Here is a 17840-nt window from a genome sequence, read left to right as displayed (position 1 = left end):
TTTAGGCGTAGAGCCCTTCGTTGTGGCTGAATATGTCGCGCCCATCCCACCCGGCAATATCGAGCAGCGCGCGGGTCGGCAGGAAATCAAAGCACGCCTGCGCGATTTCCATCCGCCCTTCGCGTTCCAGCCGCACCGTCAATTCATCGCGCAGCGCGTGGAGATAGCGCACATCGGACGCGGCGTAATCGCGCTGCGCTTCATTCAGCACCGCTCCGCCCCAATCGGAGGATTGCTGTTGTTTAGAGATATTCTCGTTCAGCAATTCATCGACCAGATTTTTCAAACCGTGGCGGTCGGTGTAGGTGCGCACCAGCTTGCTGGCGATCTTGGTGCAGAACACCGGCCCGGCCATCACACCAAGGTAATATTGGATCGCGGCCAGATCGAACCGGGCGAAATGATACAGTTTTTCACGCGCCGGATCGCCCAGCACCGCGCACAGATTGGGCGCTTCATATTCGCTGCCGGGCGCAAACCGCACGAGGTGTTCATCACCCGAACCATCGCTGATCTGGACCAGGCACAGCCGGTCGCGGTGGGTGATGAGACCCATGGTCTCGGTGTCGACTGCCAGTGCGCCGGTGCCCTGGAGCACGCCTGCGGGCAGGTCTTCTTCATGGAAATGGACTGTCATCGCCCCTGCCATTACGCGGATTGGGGATAGAGGGGAAGGGGCGTCTCGCCGCATCCGTGCCCGGCGGTGTAACCTCATGGCGTGATGGCAGGCGAGACGATCCCCGAAAGCTGGCGCGCGGCGCTCGATCCGGTGCTCAACACCCCCGAAGCGCGGCGGCTGGGCGGCTGGTTGCAGGCCGAGGAGGCCGCGGGCAAGGTGATCTATCCGCCGCGCGGAATGCGGCTCGCCGCGCTCCATGCCACACCGCTGGAGGAGGTGCGCGTCGTGATTCTGGGACAGGACCCCTATCACGGACCGGGACAGGCGCATGGGTTGAGCTTTTCGGTGCAGGACGGGGTCAGACCGCCGCCGTCGCTCGCCAATATCTTCCGCGAACTGCAAAGCGATCTGGGCATCGCGCGTCCGGCTACCGGCAATCTGACCCCCTGGGCGCGGCAAGGTGTGCTGCTGCTCAACAACACGCTGACAGTGGAAGAGAGCAAGGCGGGCAGCCATGCCGGGCGCGGCTGGGACGCGATCACCGATGCGGCGGTGCAAGCGGTGGCGGCGCGCGGCGAGCCTGCGGTGTTCGTGCTGTGGGGCAGCCATGCGCAAAAAAAGGCGGGGCGGGTGCGCGGGCTGGCCCGGGCGAGCCATCTTCTGGTCCTCGAATCTCCGCATCCCAGCCCGCTATCGGCGCATCGCGGATTTTTCGGATCGCGGCCTTTCAGTCAGGCGAATGCGTTTCTGGAAAGCCATGGGCAGCAGGCGATTGATTGGGGGCTTTAGGCTGCGCGTAGCCCATCGATGTTGAGAACGGCCAACCTGCTCAAACTTGCCCTTCATCAGCCGAAATGCGCCGGCCTTAAAAATCCGCAGTAATTCGCGCTCCGATGGTTACGCCGGTGTCGCGCAATGCAATGCCGCTATCGACCACTTGCACATTGGCGGTCAGGCCCAGCCCCTTGGTGATGCCGTAAGTGTAGAATGCCTCGACCCCCTGTTCGTCTTCGATGCCGAGCCGAAACGCGATGTCGTCGACCAATTCATCGGTCAGCGAATATTGGAAATAGGCAAGGCCAAAGCGGTCCTGCGGGCGGAACCTTGGATTGCCCGACACGCCGAAATAGCCCGAATAATCGAGGAAGGTGGGATCGCCCGCCGATGCCTGAAAGCGGGCGAGGATGCCCCACCCCTTACCCGGAGCCTCCGGGTAGGTCGCGAGATATTGATAGGCGGAAAGCTGCACCGCAAATTCGCCGCTGCCATTGCCGAAACCGCTTCCGGGCGGCGGGGTGAGTGCGGCGGGCAGGATGTCACGCGCGAGTTCGTGCCGCGTCGAACCGACAAAGGCGATGTTCACAAAGCCGGGCTCGCCGCCAATCTTAACGCGGCGCGCGGCTGAAACGAGGAATGCCACGCCGCTGTCAAATGCGGTTTCGAACCCGGTGCGTTCGTATTGGCTGTCAGGATCGAACACCCAGGCGCGGTAGAGCATTTTGCTGGTCGGGACGGTCAGCATTGCGCCGGTAATTGTGTTGGGCGCGATGCCGGTTGGCGGCAGGACAATGCCGAGATTCTGAAAGCCGAAATGCCCGTTGCTCGCCATGATCGGAATGGTCAGCGAGGTGTCGAGCAGGTTCATCTTGCCCACTTCGAGCGTCGCGCCCGAATCCCAGCGATATTGCAGGCTCGCCGCAAGATCAAAATCGCCATTGCCTTCGGAGCGAAACAGCGCCGCATTGCCGGGAATGAGGCCGACCGCGCCATTCGAGGATTTGCCCCAGGTGTATTCGGGGCGCAGCTTGATGCTGAAATTGGGCGTCGCATTATAGGTGAAATAGCCATCGACCCGCCCGCTATAGCGCGCAATGCTGCGGGCATCGCCCGCGATCGGCACATCGACGAATTGTGAGGCCACGACGCGCAGATCAAGCGGCATAGGCGAAGGGCGTGCAGGTGTCGCAGGCAGGGCAGCGGAAGAGGCTGCGGGTGCGGCCTGGTCTTGAGCAGCTGTTTCGGGGCGATCATCGGAGGATGGCGCGACAATTGCATTGTCACGCTCCTCGGCAATGGCAAAGGTCTCGCTGAAGATTTCAGCTTCCGCCGCGATGGCGGGGCTGGCCGCAATGCATGCGGCCACGCCCATGGCGCAGCGAAGTTTGAAAATTGTCACGACCCTCGTTCCCTATGTTTTACCCGCGCGGCTTCTTGTGGCCCGCGATGTGCACCGTTAACCGGCGGCTTACTTTCGACCTTCACGTGGTTGCCAAGTCAAGCTTTGCTATCAATTTTGGCAGGCACGACAGTCGCGGTTCCGGGCCTCAATAAATTGGATAGAAACGACATTCATCCGGCGAATGTAACCCGGAGTTAAGGGTATTGCCGCGTTATCAGGGTTCAACGCGGCAATTCTGTCACCCCCATCAATGCCTCGTCCACCGCGCGGGCTGCTTGCCGGCCTTCGCGGATTGCCCACACCACCAGGCTCTGCCCGCGCCGCATATCACCGCAGGCATAGACATTGTCGGCGCTGGTGGCGTAATTTTCGGTATCCGCATCGACATTGCCGCGCTGCGTCAAGGCGACGCCTGCCTGTTCGAGCAGGCCCGCTTTCTTGGGGCCGACAAAGCCCATGGCGAGCAGGATCAGATCAGCCTTCAGAGTGAAGGTGCTGCCTTCGATCTCGCGCATCTGGCCATCCACCCATTCGACCCTCGCGCATTCCAGTCCGGTCACCCGTTCGCCGTCACCGATCACCCGTTTGGTCAGCACCGCCCAATCGCGTTCGACGCCTTCCTCGTGGCTGGATGAGGTGCGCAATTTGAGCGGCCAGTCGGGCCAGGTCAGCGCCTTGTCCTCTTTTTCCGGGGGCTTTGGCATGATTTCCAGCTGAGTAACGCTGGCCGCGCCTTGCCGGTTGGAGGTGCCGACACAATCGCTGCCGGTGTCGCCGCCGCCGATCACGACGACATGCTTTCCGGTAGCTTTCAAAGTGCCGCGCGGGGCGGCGCGTTCTTCGTCGTCGCCTGCATTGCGCTTGTTCTGCTGGGTCAAAAACTCCATCGCCAGCCGCACGCCGGGCATTTCGGCGCCAGGGATGGTAAGGCCGCGCGGGTCCTCTGCGCCGCCCGCCAGCACGACGGCGTCAAAGTTTTCCTGCAAGCTTTTGAAGGAGATGTCGACGCCGACTTCCTTGCTGGTGCGAAATTCTACCCCCTCGGCCTCCATCTGGATGCAGCGGCGCGAAATCAGGTGCTTTTCCATCTTGAAATCGGGGATGCCGTAACGCAGCAATCCGCCGACCCGGTCGGATTTTTCGAACAGCGTGACCGAATGGCCAGCACGCGCCAATTGCTGCGCGCAGGCCAGACCCGCCGGGCCGGAGCCAACCACTGCGACGAGCTTGCCGGTCTTTTTCTCCGGCACCTGCGGTGTGACCCAGCCTTCTTGCCATCCGCGATCGATAATCGCCGCCTCAATGCTTTTGATCGTCACCGGTTGATCGATGATGTTGAGCGTGCAGCTTGCCTCGCATGGGGCGGGACAGATGCGCCCGGTAAACTCAGGGAAATTGTCGGTCGAATGCAGCAGGTCGAGCGCGTTTTTCCAATCCTGTTCGTACACCAGATGGTTCCAGTCGGGGATCAGATTGTTCACCGGGCAACCATTGTGGCAATAGGGAATGCCGCAATCCATGCAGCGCGACGCCTGCGCGGACAGCACATCGTCACCCGGCGGGATAACGAATTCGCGGTAATTGTTCAGGCGCTCTTTGGGATCGAGATAGTCGCGTTCGCGCCGATCCAGTTCGAGAAATCCGGTGTCCTTGCCCATTGGTCCTGACCTTTATTCCGCCGCCACGCTGGCGGCCTCTTCGCGCTCGGCTTCGAGAGCCTCAAGCGCGTGTTTGTAATCGCGCGGCATAACCTTGACGAAGCGGGTCAGCGCGGCGTTCCAATCTTTCAGCATCGCGCTCGCCACGCTGCTTCCGGTGTGAAGCAAATGCCGTTCGACCAGCACCCGCAGCCGCTCGGCATCATGACGCAGCATATCTCCCATGCCGAAATCGCGCACATTGGCGCCGCGCTGCTGCGGCCAGCCGGTTCCTTCATCGCGGTCTGGCTCGGCGCAAACCGCCACCAGATCGACCTGCGCATGGTTCACCAATTGCGGGAATGTGCCGTCGGGATCGTAGACATAGGCGACCCCGCCGCTCATCCCGGCGGCGAAATTGCGCCCGGTCTTGCCCAGCACCACCACAACGCCGCCGGTCATATATTCACAGGCATGATCGCCCGCGCCTTCGACCACGGCAATCGCGCCCGAATTGCGCACCGCGAACCGTTCGCCCGCGACCCCGCTGAAATAGGCCTCGCCCGCAATCGCGCCATACAGCACGGTGTTGCCGACAATGATGTTATCGCCCGAATTGCGCGGCACGCCTTCGGGGGGGCGCACAATGATGCGGCCCCCAGACAATCCCTTGCCAACGTAATCATTGGCATCGCCCACCAGATCGAGCGTCACGCCATGCGCCAGCCACGCGCCAAAGCTTTGCCCGGCGACCCCGGTAAGGTTCACGCGGATGGTGTCCACCGGCAGCCCTTCGTGCCCATGCTTCCGCGCGATTTCGCCCGACAGCATGGCCCCGACGGTGCGGTTTACATTGCGGATATCATAGCTGAGCTGCACCGGCGCTTTCGCCGTGATGGCTTCGCGGCAATCGGCGATCAGTGCATTGTCGATCGCAGCGCCAAGACCGTGATCCTGCACTTCGGTGTTGAGCAGCGGCGCGCCCTCGGCGATCCTGACGCGGTGGAGCACCCGCGAAAGATCGATTCCGCGCGCTTTCCAGTGGCGGTGCATCCGATCCATGTCGAGCCGGTCCACCCTGCCGACCATTTCGGCGACGGTGCGGAAACCCATTTCGGCCATGATCCCGCGCAATTCCTCGGCCACGAAGAACATGTAATTGACCACATGTTCGGGCTGTCCGGTAAACCGCGCGCGCAGCACCGGGTCTTGTGTAGCCACGCCCACAGGGCAGGTGTTGAGATGGCATTTGCGCATCATGATGCACCCCGCTGCGATCAGCGGGGCGGTGGCAAAGCCAAACTCGTCTGCGCCCAGCAACGCGCCAATGGCGACGTCGCGCCCGGTGCGCAGGCCGCCATCAACCTGCACCGCTATGCGGCTGCGCAAATCGTTGAGCAGCAATGTCTGTTGCGTTTCGGCCAGCCCGATTTCCCACGGACTGCCCGCATGCGTCAGCGATGTCAGCGGCGATGCGCCGGTGCCGCCGTCATAGCCGGAGATGGTGACATGATCCGCGCGCGCCTTTGATACGCCCGCCGCGACCGTGCCGACGCCCACTTCGGACACCAGCTTGACCGAAATACGCGCCGCCGGATTGACGTTTTTGAGATCATGGATCAGCTGCGCAAGGTCTTCGATCGAATAGATGTCGTGATGCGGCGGCGGGGAAATCAGGCCCACGCCGGGGGTCGAGTGGCGCACCGCGCCGATGCGTTTATCGACCTTGTGACCGGGCAATTGCCCGCCCTCGCCGGGCTTTGCGCCCTGCGCCATCTTGATCTGAATATCGTCGGCATTGACCAGATATTCGGTGGTCACGCCAAATCGTCCGCTGGCGACCTGTTTGATCGCGCTGCGCATCGAATCGCCATTGTCCAGCGCGGTGAAGCGGAACGGCTCTTCACCGCCTTCGCCGGTGTTGGAACGTCCGCCGATGCGGTTCATCGCCAGCGCCATGGTCGAATGCGCTTCATGGCTGATTGAACCCAGGCTCATCGCGCCGGTGCTAAAGCGTTTGACGATTTCGCTTGCTGGTTCGACTTCCTCAATCGGGACCGGACGCTTGGCTTTTTTGAGTTGCATCAGCCCGCGAATGGTCAGCAGCCGTTCGGATTGTTCGTTGATGCTGCGCGCGAATTCTTCGTAAGTGGCGGCGTCGTTGCCGCGCACCGCGTGCTGCAATTGCGCGACATTCTGCGGGGTCCAGGCGTGTTCCTCGCCGCGCAGCCGGTATTGGTAGATGCCGCCAGCGTCTAGCATCCCCTTATACAGCGGATTGTCGCCGTAAGCCTGCGCATGGCGGCGCACGCTTTCCTCGGCGATCTGGTCCAGCCCGGCGCCTTCGATCATGGTGGCGGTGCCGGTGAAATAGCGTTCGACAAATTCGCTCGACAGCCCGACCGCGTCAAAGATCTGTGCGCCGCAATAGGACTGATAGGTCGAAATGCCCATCTTGGACATGACCTTGCGCAGCCCTTTACCGATCGCCTTGATGTAGTTTTGCTGGACCGTCTCGCTGGAGGCTTCGGGATGTTTGCGCGCGCGAATATCCTCCAGCGTTTCGAACGCCACATAGGGATTGATCGCTTCGGCACCGTAACCGGCGAGCACGCAGAAATGATGCACTTCGCGCGGTTCGCCCGATTCGACCACCAGCCCGGTCTGCATCCGCAAGCCCTGCCGCACGAGGTGATGATGCACCGCCGCCGTTGCCAGCAGCGCGGGCATTGGCACGCGGTCGGCGTTCTGCGCGCGGTCGGACAGGATCAGGATGTTCTGGTCCTGCAGCACAGCCTCGGTCGCGGCCCAGCACATTTCGCGCAGGGCCAGTTCAATCCCCTCGACCCCTTTTTCCGCGTCAAAGGTGATGTCAATGGTCGCACAGCGAAACGCCCCATCGAGCACCGCCTCGACCGAACGGATCTTGGCGAGGTCTTCATTGGTGAGGATCGGCTGTTCGACCTCAAGCCGTTTGTGCGTCCCGGCATCGTGACCCAGCAGATTGGGGCGCGGACCGATCATCGACAGCAGGCTCATCACCAGTTCTTCGCGGATTGGATCAATCGGCGGATTGGTGACCTGCGCAAAATTCTGCTTGAAATAATCATACAACAGCCGCGCCCTGTTCGACAGGACTGCAATCGGCGTGTCGGTGCCCATCGACCCGATCGGATCGTCCCCGTTCAGCGCCATCGGTTCGAGAAAGCGCGAGACGTCTTCCTGCGTGTAACCGAAAGCCTGCTGGCGTTGCAGCAGTGTGGTGGTGTGTTCAGACACTTCGGACAGCTCAGGCTCAATCTCGCGGATATCGTCGAGCTTGAACTGCGCTTCCTCGAGCCATTTGGCGAAGGGTTCGGCCCCCGCGAGCTCTGCCTTCAGCTCCTCATCTTCGATGATGCGCCCCTGTTCGAGGTCGATCAGCAGCATCTTGCCCGGTTGCAGCCGCCATTTGCGCACGATGTCTGCTTCGGCAAAGGGCAGCACCCCGCTTTCCGAGGCGAGGCAGACGATGTCGTCCTTGGTCACACAGAACCGCGCCGGGCGCAGCCCATTGCGGTCGAGCGTCGCGCCAATCTGGCGCCCGTCGGTGAAACACACCGCCGCCGGACCGTCCCACGGCTCCATCAAGGCGGCGTGATATTCGTAAAAGGCGCGCCGTTCCGGATCCATCAGATCATTGCCGTTCCACGCTTCGGGGATCAGCATCATCATCGCATGGGCGAGGCTGTATCCACCCGCCAGCAGCAATTCGAGCGCATTGTCGAGACAGGCAGTGTCCGATTGGCCGTGTGGAATGATCGGCCACATCTTGTCGAGATCGGGGCCGAGCAGTTCGCTTTCCATCGTCCGGCGGCGCGCGTTCATCCAGTTCACATTGCCGCGAACCGTGTTGATTTCCCCGTTATGCGCGATGAAGCGGAACGGATGCGCCAGTTTCCAGCTGGGAAAGGTGTTGGTCGAAAACCGTTGATGCACCAGCCCAAACGCGCTGACGCATTCGGGGTCGCGCAAATCATCGTAAAAACTCTGCACCTGCGTCGCCAGCAGCAGCCCCTTGTACACGATTGTGCGGCTCGACACGCTGGGCATATAGGTGTCGACGACGCGCGGCAGATCGTGCTTCACCGCCAGCTTTGCCAGCGGGTTGAGCGTCTGTTTGCGAATGGCCAGCAATTTGCGTTCAAATGCGTCCTGGTCGGCGCAGCTTTCGCCGCGAGTGATGATCGCCTGCCGGATGACCGGCATTGACGCGATCACCGCATCGCCCAGCCCGTCGAGCGTGGTCGGCACATCACGCCACCCGATCAGTCGCTGCCCTTCCTTCGCGGCGAGCGCGGCAAAGCGTTCCTTGACGAAAAACCGCGCGGCATCGTCCTGCGGCATGAAGCACATGGCGACCGCATAATGTCCCTCTGGCGGCAGATCGTGGCCGTTCTCATTCGCCCAGCGACGGATCAGCGCATCGGGTATTTGCATCAGCAATCCCGCGCCGTCGCCCAGCAAGGGGTCGGCCCCAACCGCGCCGCGATGATCGAGATTGGCGAGAATTTCCAGCGATTGTTCGACAATCGCATGGCTGCGCGCGCCTTTGATATGCGCGACCATGCCCACACCGCAGGCGTCATGTTCGTTGGCGGGGTCGTAAAGACCCTGGGAATCAGGGTATCCCATGGCAAGAATCCGTTCTGTCAGATGCCCCAGCCAAGCAACCGTCAAGCGGATCGCGGCAGCGGCGTGAATGGCGAGCGCACCAGACGGGCGGTCCGGGCCGCGCTGTGTTCGCCTTCCTATTGCCGATGGAATTGCGATTTTGCAACCGCGAAACGCGCAGTAAAATTACACGGACGCAAAGCCTGTCTTTAGCTTGATTGCGCGAATTGACCTAGCCCGCGCCGCGCAGGGACCGCAATTTGACCAGCGCATCGCGCAATTGGCGTTCGGTCTGGCCCAATTCGTCGGGTCCATCCTCTGCCGCTGTCTGGTCGGTAGCATCATCGCTGTTCAGATCAAAGCCTCCTTTCGTGAACAGGTCGAGCGCTTTCAATGCCTCCGCCAAGACAGTCTCGCCGCCGGTTCCATGGCGGCTGCCGCGCCGGGATGGGCCGCTGCGCTCGCTTTCTTGGCGTTCGTGCAGCGCCGCGGCAAAGCGTTCAACCATCTGCACCAGGCTGAGGTCTTCGGGTGGCGTCTGGCGCAGCTTTTCCAGCGCGGTCGCAGGCGGCTGAGCAGGGCGGATGGAAGAGGGTGATGCCGAAGCTTTCTCCGCACCTTGTTCCTCTACCCACACCGCATTGCGGCCCGGCAGTTCGGCAAATTCGCTGAGGTCAAGCGCCCGCGGGCGCTCTGCAAGCGGCGCAGATCCCGCTTTGGGTTTGGGAGAAATCCGGCTCAGGCTCGAATATTCGCCCGCTGCCGTGTCAACCACACCGGCGGCGGCTTCGCAGGTTGCGCCTTCGCAGGTTTCGATCAGCGCGTCCTTGAAATGCCGACGGGTGAATCCGCCCGTTGTCTCGGGCGCCGCAGCGTCTTGCGGTTCTTCAATCTCATATCCGCGTTTTGCCAGTTCGCCCAGCGTCGGCTCGCGCCGCGCTGAGGCAATGGCTGCCGGGTTGCCGGTATAGGCGGCGGGATCGAAGGCGTCCTCCTCATCCTCAACCCCAAACGGCATGGTTTCGATCGGGGCATCGAGGCTGTCGCTGCCAAGGTCGGTCACCGGATCGATTGGACGCACTCGGCGCGAAGAAACCGCGCCCACCACCGAAACTTGTGCTTCATTCCCGCGTGCGCGGTCCCGCAGCGCGTTGGCGATGACAAAGGCGAGACCGCCGCCCAATGCCGCAGCAATCCCGGCGAACACGAACTTTGCCGAACCGCCCAGCGACACAAGCCCGCTCACCATGCTCATCCGGACAATCGCGCTATCAGGCAGGACGATGATCGCCAGCCCCAGCAGCGCCGCGCCCCAGATTGTCAGCATGGGCACGAATGAACCATGCGCGGCAATCGAACGCGGCGCGCTTTTGCTGCGGCCATGCGCCGCGCTATAGGCGGCTGGCTTTCGCTCGAAATAATTCCTGAGACGCATGTCGGCCCTTATGCTTCTTGGGGCCGCAGGATCACCATGTCCCTAGGCCCGCAAACCCTGTTCGCACTGGTCGGGCAAAGCGCCGCCGCAGTGACCGCCATGCGCTAGCAAGAGTTGGTAAACGTCGAGATAACGCCGGGCATTGGTGTGCCAATCGTGCCGGGCGCGGACATGGTCCACCGCGCGGTCGCGGACCGCATCCCAACCGGCGCGCATGTCGAATATTTCGCCCAGTGCAGCGGCGCAGGCGGCGGGATCATCGGGCGCGAACAGGAAACCCGTCTCGCCATGCGCGATCAGTTCGCGGTGGCCGCCGACATTGGAGGCCGCGACGATCCGCCGCTGCGCCATCGCTTCGAGTGGTTTGAGCGGGGTGACCAGATCGGTCAGCCGCGATTGCTTGCGCGGATAGGCGAGCATATCGATCAGCGAATAATAGCGATCCACCGCATCGTGCGGTACCCGTCCGGCAAAGATCACCGCCTCTGGCTCGGGCAATTGCGCTGCAACATCGCGCCATTCGCGTTCCATCGTGCCCGCACCGACCAACAACAGCCGCGCGCCCGGATGCGCAGCGCGCAGCATAGGCATGGCGGCGATCAGATCGTCCACCCCTTCGTAATCGTAAAAACTGCCGATGTAGCCGGCGACCGGTGCCCCGGGCTCGATCCCCAGCTGCGCCGCCAGAGCATCGTCGCGCGGCGGCGGATCGCCAAACAGCGTTAGGTCGACCCCGTTGGGCATCACCCCGATCTTGCCTGCGGAAATGCCGCGCCCGATCAGATCCTCGCGCAGGCCCTGACAGATGGTGAACAAAGCATCGGCGCGGGTCGCCACCTGCGTTTCAAGGCTGCGCGTAAGGCGATATTTGGCCGAGCCATGCGTGCCGGTGCGATTGCCCACAGCGGCGTCTTCCCAGAAGGCGCGAATTTCATAAACGATCGGAATGTCCAGCGCGCGCGCGGCCCGCAATGCGCCGCCGCCATTCAGCGCCGGGGAATGTGCGTGGATAATGTCAGGCCGCCAATCCTGTGTCAGTTTCTGGATCGCCGCCGACAGCGCCGCCATCTCGCCAAGCTCACTGACCAGCATCGGGCCGCTGGGCGTGCCGGGGGTGCGGTGAAACGTCAGCGCGTCGATGACTTCCTGATCGCTGTCCGCCGCGGATTCGAGGTTGTGGCGCTGCGACGTGATCCCGCGCACTTCCAGCCCGGCTGCGATCTGCGCCTTCATTATGGCGCGAGTGCGGAAAGTGTATCCACTGTGCAGCGGCAGCGAATGATCGAGAACGTGTAGAATGCGCGTCATATCATCCGCGATAGCCCCATTGTGCTTAACGCCGCGTCAACCGCATGGCGCTATGGCCCGGAATTGATGATCGACTATTTCGCCCTTGCGCTTGGACATGGCCTGCTTGCAATTGCCCTGCTGCGGCTGGTTATGAGCGGGCATCTCGATGTTGATCCGCTAATCAAACGCTATTCCGACAAGGCCCGGGCCGAACGCGAGGCCGCCATTGCCTCACGCCGCCCATCTAAGCGGGCTAATGCTGCCGCGGGCACGGGCGAGGAAGCGGCGGAGCGATGATTGATCTCGTTCTATTGAGCTTTATCGCCTTTGTTCTGGTGCTGGGCCTGCGCCGCCCATATCTTTGGGTGTTGCTGTATATCTACATCGACATCCTCGCGCCCCAGCGGATTGGCTATTCGCTGATCGTCAGCCTGCCCGTCTCGCTGATTGCGTTCGCCGCCGCATTTGGCGGGTGGCTGCTGCTGGACCGCAAGGAGGGCGCGCGATTCTCGCTGCGCCAGTTTCTGATGCTCGCGCTGCTGCTCTATTGCTGGTGGACCACAGGCTTTGCTGATTTCCCCGAGGACGCCGCGACCAAGTGGGACTGGGTGTGGAAAGCCATGCTGTTTGCGATGTTCCTGCCGCTGACGCTGACCACGCGACTGCGGATCGAAGCCGCCCTGCTCACGATGCTGCTATCGATGGCGATCATCATCATCGGCGGCGGGATCAAGGTGGTGTTTGGCGGCGGCGGATATGAAAACCGCATGCTGATCGTGAACGACAATTTCGGGATCTATGAGACTTCCGTGCTCGCCTGCCTGGCGATTGCGATTATCCCGGCGATCCTCTGGTTCATGCGCCACGGTTCGATTTTCCCGCCCGACTGGCGGGTGAAATTGTTCGGCTATGGCTTTATCTTCGCCTGCACACTGATCCCGGTGGGCACCGAGGCGCGCACAGGTCTGGTATGCTTCGCGGTCCTTTTGCTGCTGATGTTCCGCCATGTGAAGAAGAAGGCGCTGTTCGTGGGGCTCGGTGCCATTGCGATGGTCGCTGCGATCCCGTTTCTGCCCGCCAGCTTTACCGAACGGATGAGCACGATCAACGAATTCGATCAGGACCAGAGCGCCTCGACGCGCGTAGCGGTTTGGTCTTGGACCCTCGATTACGTGGAGGATCATCCGTGGGGCGGCGGGTTTGACGCCTATCGCGGCAATAAATTCGAATATCGCATGCGGGTCGAGGATTCGGTCGATGGAACTACGACCGTCACCTATGAGGACGTGACCGACGAAGCGCGCGCCTATCATTCAGCCATTTTTGAGGTGCTGGGCGAACAGGGATGGGCGGGGCTGCTGCTTTGGGCTCTGCTGCAAGGGACCGGGCTTTGGCAAATGGCGCGCATCCATAGCCGCTGGAAAAAACGCACTGGCGAGGGCGAGCAATGGCAAGCACCGCTGGCCGCGGCACTGGGTCAGGCCCAGATCATCTATCTGGTCGGCGCTTTGTTCACCGGGATCGCATATACGCCGCCTATGCTGATGCTGCTTGCCTTTCAGATCGGGCTGGCGAATTATCTTCGGCGGTGTGAAGGCGAACGCAAGGCTGCCGTGCTTGGCGCTGCTATCCCTGTGCGAGAACCCGCATTAACGGCAAGCGCGGCGTGAACCTCGCGCAGGCTCCTGATATCAGCGCAAGCTCGGCGCAGCTCGATCAGCTGACCGGTTTGCGCGGGCTGGCGGCGTGGTTCGTGGTGCTCTACCACATTCGCCTGAGCCTCGCCGAAATTCTGCCAGCGCCCGTGATCGCGGGCTTTTCCAAAGGCTATCTGGCCGTGGACTTGTTCTTCATGCTGTCGGGTTTCGTGATGTGGCTCAGCTATCAGCAGCGATTTCGTTCGCAAGGTGCTGCGCAGATCGGGCCATTCCTGTGGAAACGCTTCGCCCGGATCTGGCCACTTCATGCGTTGATCCTGGCTCTGTTCGCCGCATTTGCCGGGGTGCTGGCGATCACCGGCAGGCCCTTGGAGGACTATTCCTTTGCCGAGCTTCCGCTGCATATCCTGTTGATCCACAATTGGGGTCTGACGAGTGAGATCGCATGGAACGATCCTTCTTGGTCGATCAGCACCGAGTTCGGTGCCTATTTGCTGTTTCCCCTATTGGTGCTTGGCGTTCGGTGGGAGCGGCTGGGAATTGGCGTTCTCGTGATGGTGCTCGGCGCACTTGCGCTGGGATTGCACAGCTGGTTTGCGCTTCAGGGGCACGTGATCCTTGACGCTGACATCGCCCGCACCGGCCTGCTACGCTGCCTGATCGAATTCACGATGGGGATCGTGCTGGCAAATATCTGGCAAAGGCAGCGCGATGCGCGGCACCGGGCTCTTGCTCCATTGGCTGCGATGATTGCCGCCGCGGGAGCAGGAATTGCCGGTAGCCTGCCCGAAACCTTGTTCGTGCCCGCAATGATCGCGGCGCTCTTGCTAACGCTCGCTCTCGATCATGGATTGGCTGCGCGGCTGCTGGGTTCGCGAGCGCTGGTGGCGATCGGGGACTGGAGCTACGCCACCTATCTTTCGCATTTCCTGCTCTTCATCCTCTTCAAGATCCTGTTTGTTGGCGAGGATCTCCAGATCGGGTGGGCAGGGCTGGGGGGTTTTGTCGGGATCGTCCTGTTTTCCTCTGCGATCCTTTATACCTGGGCCGAAAAACCGGCGCAGCGGTGGCTCAATTCGCGCCGCCCCCTGACCCTTCGCTCCGCCTGACGTTAGGGTGCCGTAGCGGCGACCATGGGGGACTTGCCTCTCGTGCAATTAACGCTCAAACCGCGCCCGCAGAATCGTTACTTTGTTTCACAAACAATAGAGGGAGCGCCTCCATGACACCGCAGGAATTGGCCGCCAAGGTCGGCGAAAATATCGGCACCAGCGAATGGGTCACCATGAGCCAGGAACGCATAAACCAGTTTGCCGATGCGACCGGCGATCATCAATTCATCCACGTTAACGAAGAAGCCGCGAAGATGACCCCGTTTGGCGGGACCATCGCGCATGGGTTCCTGACGCTGTCGATGATGCCCTATCTCGGCGCGAACAGCGACACGCCAAAGCTGGACGGCGTGAAAATGGGCGTCAATTACGGCGGCAACAAAACCCGTTTCTTGTCGCCCGTGCGCGCCGGAAAGCGGATTCGCGGCCACTGGAAATTGACCGAAATGATCGAAAAGCGCCCCGGCCAGTGGCAACAGACCTGCGAAGTGACGATGGAAATCGAAGGCGAACAGACCCCTGCGCTGATCTGCGAATGGATCACGCTCTATTTCGTCTGACTCATGCGTGAGCTCCCGCGCAGGCGGGAGCCTCGATCGAGCCCGCACCAAGTTTCAAGAGATCCCCGCCTTTGCGGGGATGCGCAATTGAGGAGTTTTTCATGACCCGCGAAGCCGTTATCGTCTCCACCGCCCGTACGCCGATTGGCCGGGCTTACAAGGGCGCTTTCAACGCCACCCCCGGCGCGACGCTGGGGTCCTATTCGTTTGCCCCTGCGGTTGAGCGCGCCGGCATCGACCCTGCTGAAATTGACGATGTGGTCTGGGGTGCGGTGCTGACGCAAGGCACGCAGGCGGGCAATATCGCCCGGCAGGTCGCTTTGCGCGGCGGGGCGCCGGTTTCGGTTCCGGCTCAGACCATCGACCGTCAATGCTCTTCGGGCCTGATGGCGATTTCGACCGCAGCCAAGCAGATCATCGTCGACAATATGGATATCGTCGTCGGCGGCGGGCAGGATTCCATTTCGATGGTGCAAACGCCTGAAATGCGTGTGGCACCCGACCGCTCGCTGATCGCGATGCACAAGGATGTGTATATGCCGATGCTCGGCACCGCAGAAACCGTGGCCAAACGTTACAACGTCAGCCGCGAAGCGCAGGATGAATACGCCTACCAATCGCAGATGCGCACCGCCGCTGCGCAGGAAGCGGGCAAGTTCGATGATGAAATCGTGCCCGTGACCACCACCATGGCGGTCAAGGACAAGGAAACCGGCGAGGTCAGCCACCACGAATTCACCCTGACCAAGGACGAAGGCAACCGCCCCTCGACCACGCTCGAAGGGCTCCAGGGCCTGCAGCCGGTGATGGGTCCGGGCATGTGCATCACGGCGGGCAATGCCTCGCAATTGTCCGACGGTTCGTCAGCCAGCGTGCTGATGGAAGCCAAGTTGGCCGAACAGAAAGGCCTCCAGCCGCTCGGTCGCTATGTTGGCATGGCGGTGGCGGGCACTGAGCCTGACGAAATGGGCATCGGCCCGGTCTTCGCGATCCCCAAGCTCTTGAAGCAAACCGGCCTGAAGATGGACGACATCGGCCTGTGGGAACTCAACGAAGCTTTCGCCGTGCAGGTTCTGTATTGCCGCGACAAGCTGGGCATCGACAACGACATCCTCAACGTCAACGGCGGTTCGATCTCTATCGGCCACCCATACGGCATGACCGGCGCGCGCTGCACCGGCCACGCTTTGATCGAAGGCAAGCGCCGCGGCGCGAAATACGTCGTCGTCACGATGTGCATCGGCGGCGGACAAGGCGCAGCGGGACTGTTCGAGGTCTATTAAGCGCGCGCATGATTTGCCTTTCGGGGCGCAAGCTATCAAACTCCTGCTTACCGGAAACGGTGAGTGGGAGTTTTGCGTTTCGGACTTCGCTTGCGAAGGCCGCAAGGGCGACCGCCCGCCCGAGCATGTGCGAGGAAAGCCAAAGATGCGGATGCATCTGCCGGCGTTTGAGGCGAAACAAATGCCCATCATGGAAATCATCGGGATCGCGGGCAGCGTCAGCCTGCTTTCAGGCTGGCGGCTGTACCTGTGCATCTTTGCCACCGGCCTGGCGATGCGTTTGGATGCGCTGCCGGTGCCGGAGCATCTCGCCAGCCTTGGCGTGCTCGAAAATCCGTGGGTGATGGGAATCGCCGCGCTGGGCGCGCTGGCGGAGTTTTTTGCCGACAAGGTAATGTGGCTCGATTCGCTGTGGGACACGGTGCACACTCTGGTGCGCCCGGTCGGCGGCGCGCTGCTGGCGCTCGCCATCGTTGATCCGTCGGACCCCGCGATGCAGGTGATCGCGTTCCTGCTGGGCGGCGGCGCGAGCCTGCTTGCGCATGGCGGAAAGGCATCGGCACGCGCAGTGGTCAACACGTCGCCAGAACCGTTCAGCAACGCGCTGATATCGAGCGCGGAGGATGTGGCGACGGTTGGGCTGCTATGGGCGGCTTACGAATATCCCACGATTGCCGCAGGGATTGCGGCGGCGCTGCTGGTGATTGTGTTGGCGTTGATGTGGTTGGCGCAGCGGATCATCAAGCGGGTGTTTTTTCGAAACGCGCGAAACAACCATGCGCCTTAGGCTTGCTATACAGTGGTCAGCGTCTCCAGAAGCGTTCGATGGCAGCATCGAAGGCTTCGGTGTATGCGCCCACAAAATCGATCCTCGGCGCTGACCCCGGTTCTGCGGGCAATTCGACGTGGGGCGCGAGCAGGGCCGCGCCGCCGAGCCTTCTGATCACAGGATTTTCGGGTCGCTCGCGAAAGTCTCGCGTTACAAAGTGAACACCGACTTTCTTCTTTGAAATCGCGCTGTCTGAGAACGAGATGTAGTTGACTACAATTTCGACGTAGCATGGCTCAAGCGAGGCAGTCAGGCGACCCGCCCGCGCAGATGTGCGCTCGAATTCGACAGCTTCATAGTGCTCGATAAACCGAAACCCGGGAAGGCGCCCGCTGCGCTCTATCAATCCGGTCGCGACCTCGAATTGGGTGTCAGCCTTGATTTGGGCGAGCATTTCTTCTGCAGGAACGGGACCGCCAGAGAGCAAGTCACTGATCAACCCATAGTCGCCGAGGCTGGTGAAGCCCTGCACCTGATCGGTCGGAAAGAAATGGGCTTCGCAGTTTGCCACGGCATCGCCCGCTGGAGTGGCTGCAAACGCCAATAGCGCTGCCGCTGGAACTTCCATCATTCCGAAGAAACTCG

Annotated in this window: 14 protein-coding genes; 7 read left to right on the top strand and 7 right to left on the bottom strand. The window is 61.7% G+C overall.

The window, feature by feature from the left end:
- Position 1 precedes the first annotated feature (1 nt).
- The gene (locus ACM64M_RS00255; RefSeq protein ID WP_416226638.1) at positions 2 to 637 is read right to left on the bottom strand and encodes a ribonuclease D; all 636 of its coding nucleotides are present in this window, start codon (positions 635 to 637) and stop codon (positions 2 to 4) included.
- An 84-nt stretch (positions 638 to 721) separates the two neighbouring features.
- Between ACM64M_RS00255 and ung the strand changes: the two genes are divergently transcribed.
- Complete coding sequence (ung, locus tag ACM64M_RS00250; protein ID WP_416226637.1) at positions 722 to 1408, top strand: uracil-DNA glycosylase; 687 nt, start codon at positions 722 to 724, stop codon at positions 1406 to 1408.
- 76 nt (positions 1409 to 1484) lie between these two features.
- Here ung and ACM64M_RS00245 read toward each other — a convergent pair whose 3' ends face one another.
- The 5 genes from ACM64M_RS00245 to ACM64M_RS00225 form a co-directional block, all read right to left on the bottom strand.
- On the bottom strand, positions 1485 to 2795 hold the full coding sequence (locus ACM64M_RS00245) for a carbohydrate porin (protein ID WP_416226636.1): 1311 nt from the start codon (positions 2793 to 2795) through the stop codon (positions 1485 to 1487).
- Between the two features lie 224 nt (positions 2796 to 3019).
- Positions 3020 to 4456 carry a glutamate synthase subunit beta gene (locus ACM64M_RS00240; RefSeq protein WP_416226635.1) on the bottom strand — a complete coding sequence of 479 codons (1437 nt, stop codon included), beginning with the start codon at positions 4454 to 4456 and terminating at the stop codon, positions 3020 to 3022.
- Between the two features lie 12 nt (positions 4457 to 4468).
- Positions 4469 to 9109 (bottom strand): glutamate synthase large subunit, encoded by a 4641-nt coding sequence (gene gltB, locus ACM64M_RS00235; RefSeq protein ID WP_416226634.1) that lies wholly within the window; start codon positions 9107 to 9109, stop codon positions 4469 to 4471.
- A gap of 211 nt (positions 9110 to 9320) precedes the next feature.
- A complete protein-coding gene (locus ACM64M_RS00230; RefSeq protein WP_416226633.1) occupies positions 9321 to 10523 on the bottom strand; it encodes a hypothetical protein in 1203 nt (400 codons plus the stop codon).
- Positions 10524 to 10565: 42 nt separating this feature from the next.
- Positions 10566 to 11831: a TIGR04063 family PEP-CTERM/XrtA system glycosyltransferase gene (locus tag ACM64M_RS00225; RefSeq protein ID WP_416226632.1), complete on the bottom strand. Its 1266-nt coding sequence runs from the start codon at positions 11829 to 11831 to the stop codon at positions 10566 to 10568.
- A gap of 21 nt (positions 11832 to 11852) precedes the next feature.
- On the opposite strand from ACM64M_RS00225, the gene ACM64M_RS00220 reads away from it, so the two are divergent.
- The 6 genes from ACM64M_RS00220 to ACM64M_RS00195 all read left to right on the top strand — a co-directional run bounded on the left by ACM64M_RS00220 (position 11853) and on the right by ACM64M_RS00195 (position 17213).
- Positions 11853 to 12110: a hypothetical protein gene (locus ACM64M_RS00220; RefSeq protein WP_416226631.1), complete on the top strand. Its 258-nt coding sequence runs from the start codon at positions 11853 to 11855 to the stop codon at positions 12108 to 12110.
- Positions 12107 to 13483 (top strand): DUF5935 domain-containing protein, encoded by a 1377-nt coding sequence (locus ACM64M_RS00215; RefSeq protein WP_416226630.1) that lies wholly within the window; start codon positions 12107 to 12109, stop codon positions 13481 to 13483. The genes ACM64M_RS00220 and ACM64M_RS00215 overlap by 4 nt, the downstream gene beginning before the upstream one ends.
- Positions 13480 to 14580, top strand: a complete 1101-nt coding sequence (locus ACM64M_RS00210; RefSeq protein ID WP_416226629.1) for an acyltransferase family protein — start codon at positions 13480 to 13482, stop codon at positions 14578 to 14580. Before ACM64M_RS00215 ends, ACM64M_RS00210 begins: the two co-directional genes overlap by 4 nt.
- 113 nt (positions 14581 to 14693) lie before the next feature.
- Positions 14694 to 15143, top strand: a complete 450-nt coding sequence (locus tag ACM64M_RS00205; RefSeq protein ID WP_416226628.1) for a MaoC family dehydratase — start codon at positions 14694 to 14696, stop codon at positions 15141 to 15143.
- Between the two features lie 101 nt (positions 15144 to 15244).
- Positions 15245 to 16426 (top strand): acetyl-CoA C-acyltransferase, encoded by a 1182-nt coding sequence (locus ACM64M_RS00200; protein ID WP_416226627.1) that lies wholly within the window; start codon positions 15245 to 15247, stop codon positions 16424 to 16426.
- A gap of 181 nt (positions 16427 to 16607) precedes the next feature.
- Positions 16608 to 17213, top strand: a complete 606-nt coding sequence (locus ACM64M_RS00195; protein WP_416227326.1) for a DUF4126 domain-containing protein — start codon at positions 16608 to 16610, stop codon at positions 17211 to 17213.
- 16 nt (positions 17214 to 17229) lie between these two features.
- Here ACM64M_RS00195 and ACM64M_RS00190 read toward each other — a convergent pair whose 3' ends face one another.
- The gene (locus ACM64M_RS00190) at positions 17230 to 17826 is read right to left on the bottom strand and encodes a hypothetical protein (RefSeq protein WP_416226626.1); all 597 of its coding nucleotides are present in this window, start codon (positions 17824 to 17826) and stop codon (positions 17230 to 17232) included.
- Between the last annotated feature and the right edge of the window lie 14 nt (positions 17827 to 17840).

The organism is Qipengyuania sp. ASV99 (assembly GCF_047872805.1).
Taxonomy (GTDB): Bacteria; Pseudomonadota; Alphaproteobacteria; order Sphingomonadales; family Sphingomonadaceae; genus Erythrobacter.
The sequence above is the reverse complement of the archived record's forward strand: the minus strand, read 5'-3'. Positions and strand labels throughout refer to the sequence as shown.

Coding starts and splice junctions, on each gene's coding strand:
- ACM64M_RS00200 (WP_416226627.1), top strand. CDS start 15,245: ATGACCCGCGAAGCCGTTATCGTCTCCACCGCCCGTACGCCGATTGGC.
- ACM64M_RS00190 (WP_416226626.1), bottom strand. CDS start 17,826: ATGATGGAAGTTCCAGCGGCAGCGCTATTGGCGTTTGCAGCCACTCCA.
- gltB (WP_416226634.1), bottom strand. CDS start 9,109: ATGGGATACCCTGATTCCCAGGGTCTTTACGACCCCGCCAACGAACAT.
- ACM64M_RS00205 (WP_416226628.1), top strand. CDS start 14,694: ATGACACCGCAGGAATTGGCCGCCAAGGTCGGCGAAAATATCGGCACC.
- ACM64M_RS00195 (WP_416227326.1), top strand. CDS start 16,608: ATGCCCATCATGGAAATCATCGGGATCGCGGGCAGCGTCAGCCTGCTT.
- ACM64M_RS00230 (WP_416226633.1), bottom strand. CDS start 10,523: ATGCGTCTCAGGAATTATTTCGAGCGAAAGCCAGCCGCCTATAGCGCG.
- ung (WP_416226637.1), top strand. CDS start 722: ATGGCAGGCGAGACGATCCCCGAAAGCTGGCGCGCGGCGCTCGATCCG.
- ACM64M_RS00215 (WP_416226630.1), top strand. CDS start 12,107: ATGATTGATCTCGTTCTATTGAGCTTTATCGCCTTTGTTCTGGTGCTG.
- ACM64M_RS00255 (WP_416226638.1), bottom strand. CDS start 637: ATGACAGTCCATTTCCATGAAGAAGACCTGCCCGCAGGCGTGCTCCAG.
- ACM64M_RS00225 (WP_416226632.1), bottom strand. CDS start 11,831: ATGACGCGCATTCTACACGTTCTCGATCATTCGCTGCCGCTGCACAGT.
- ACM64M_RS00240 (WP_416226635.1), bottom strand. CDS start 4,456: ATGGGCAAGGACACCGGATTTCTCGAACTGGATCGGCGCGAACGCGAC.